This is a genomic window from Steroidobacter sp. (genome assembly GCF_016790065.1).
GTDB lineage: Bacteria > Pseudomonadota > Gammaproteobacteria > Steroidobacterales > Steroidobacteraceae > Steroidobacter.
Window position 1 is genome coordinate 1 of record NZ_JAEUPY010000815.1, and the last position, 1,514, is coordinate 1,514.

The 1,514-nt window shown below is 63.7% G+C and carries 3 protein-coding genes; 1 reads left to right on the plus strand and 2 read right to left on the minus strand.

Annotated elements, in window-relative coordinates; genetic code table 11:
- Positions 1-198: hypothetical protein (locus tag JNL55_RS32965; RefSeq protein WP_293864781.1), on the plus strand; the 198-nt coding region annotated here is incomplete at its 5' end.
- A gap of 23 nt (positions 199-221) precedes the next feature.
- Here the strand turns inward: JNL55_RS32965 and JNL55_RS32970 are convergent.
- Together JNL55_RS32970 and JNL55_RS32975 are read right to left on the minus strand one after the other, a co-directional pair.
- Positions 222-1,247, minus strand: a complete 1,026-nt coding sequence (locus JNL55_RS32970) for a YihY/virulence factor BrkB family protein (RefSeq protein WP_293864784.1) — start codon at positions 1,245-1,247, stop codon at positions 222-224.
- Positions 1,248-1,313: 66 nt separating this feature from the next.
- A partial coding sequence (locus tag JNL55_RS32975) for a tetratricopeptide repeat protein (protein WP_293864787.1) occupies positions 1,314-1,514 on the minus strand: 201 nt, incomplete at its 5' end.

The following is a 1,514-nucleotide window of genomic DNA, read 5'->3' on the forward strand; positions in this document are numbered from 1 at the left end:
GGCTACTACATCGATGCGCTGGACACGCTCAATGCTCGTATCGGCTGGCGCTCGGATCGCCTGCAGATTACTGCGTTCGCTGAGAACATCGGCGGCGAGGATGACGCACGCTTGTGGAACCTCGGCAACTACTTGAGCGGCTACCAAGCCGTGATCCGGCCGGAGCGCTTCGGCGTACGTGTCGGCGTGTCGTTCTAACTCAGTGGCGGGGACGCCGGAACCTACCGGCGTCCTGCCTCGGAGCGAGATTCGCGTTTCCATTCCCAGCCGCGAGGGCCAACGGTGTCCGCCGAGAACGCGCCGCGTTCGCCCAGCGGCTTGCCGGGGCCGACGGTCGTGTCGTTCACGGTCTGGCGCTCGAGTTCCGAGTTGATCTCGGCGCCCAGGATCACGACGTAAGCGGAGACGTAGAACCACATCAACATCACGACCACGCCGCCGATGGCGCCGTACGCTTCGCCGAAGGAGTCGAAGTTGCGTACGTAGATGGCAAATCCAGCGCTGCTCAGCAGCCACAAGGTTGCCGCGATCCTCGCGCCGGCGGTGGCCCATTCCCAGCGGGGTGGTGCGCGATGCGGGGCGAACCGATACATGGTCGAGAGTGCGAACACCGCGATCAGCCAGAGTAAAACCCAGCGCACGCCTTGCAACACCCACTCGGTGGCAGTGCCGAGCGGGATGAACGCCAACACGATGGGCACGGCCACACCGATCAGCACCATCACCACGAATCCCAGCACGCCGCACACCGTGAAGGTGGACGAGATCATCAATCGCTTCAGGAAGGAGCGACGGTCATGCTCGTTATAAGCCACGTTGAGCGCGGTAATCATCGCGACCATGCCTTTGCGCGCGCTCCACATCGCCAGCACGATGCCGACGACGACACCGATGCTGAGCGTCTCATTGCGCTGGCTGACCAACTGCTGCAACTGGTTCTGCAGGATCTCCGCAGTCGCTGTCGGCAGCAGGTCGTTGAACGTTTGCATCTGGGTGGCGATGGCCTCGGGCGACGCCACGATGCCGTAGATGGCGACGGCTGCCGCCAGACTGGGGAACACGGCGAGCAAGGCGAACAGGGCCAGACCGCCGGCAACGATGGACACATTGTCGGCATCCAACTGATCCTGGACTCGCCACAGCACGTCCCACCAGCCGCGCCATGAGATTTCGCCCGGTCGATTCGCACCCCGCCCGCGATTCGCTTCGGTGCTGGCAAGCTCGGCCGGATCGATGGACTCAGGCATTGCCAACCCCGCTGTTCACTGTGGACTTTGCAATGACGCGGCAAGCGGCGGGATGTTCCCGCTCCGTCAGCTGCCGTTGACGGGAGCGCAGCGGCTCGGCACGCCCGGCAGCTGGCCTTTGCGCAGCAGGATCAGGTTGATTTTCGCGTGATACTCGTCGGGGCTGAGCGCGATTGCGCGTTGAAATGCCTGCACGGCTTCGTCGAAGCGACAGTCGACGGCGTACGCCATGCCAAGGTTGTTCACGGCGCGTGAGTTGCCTGGGTT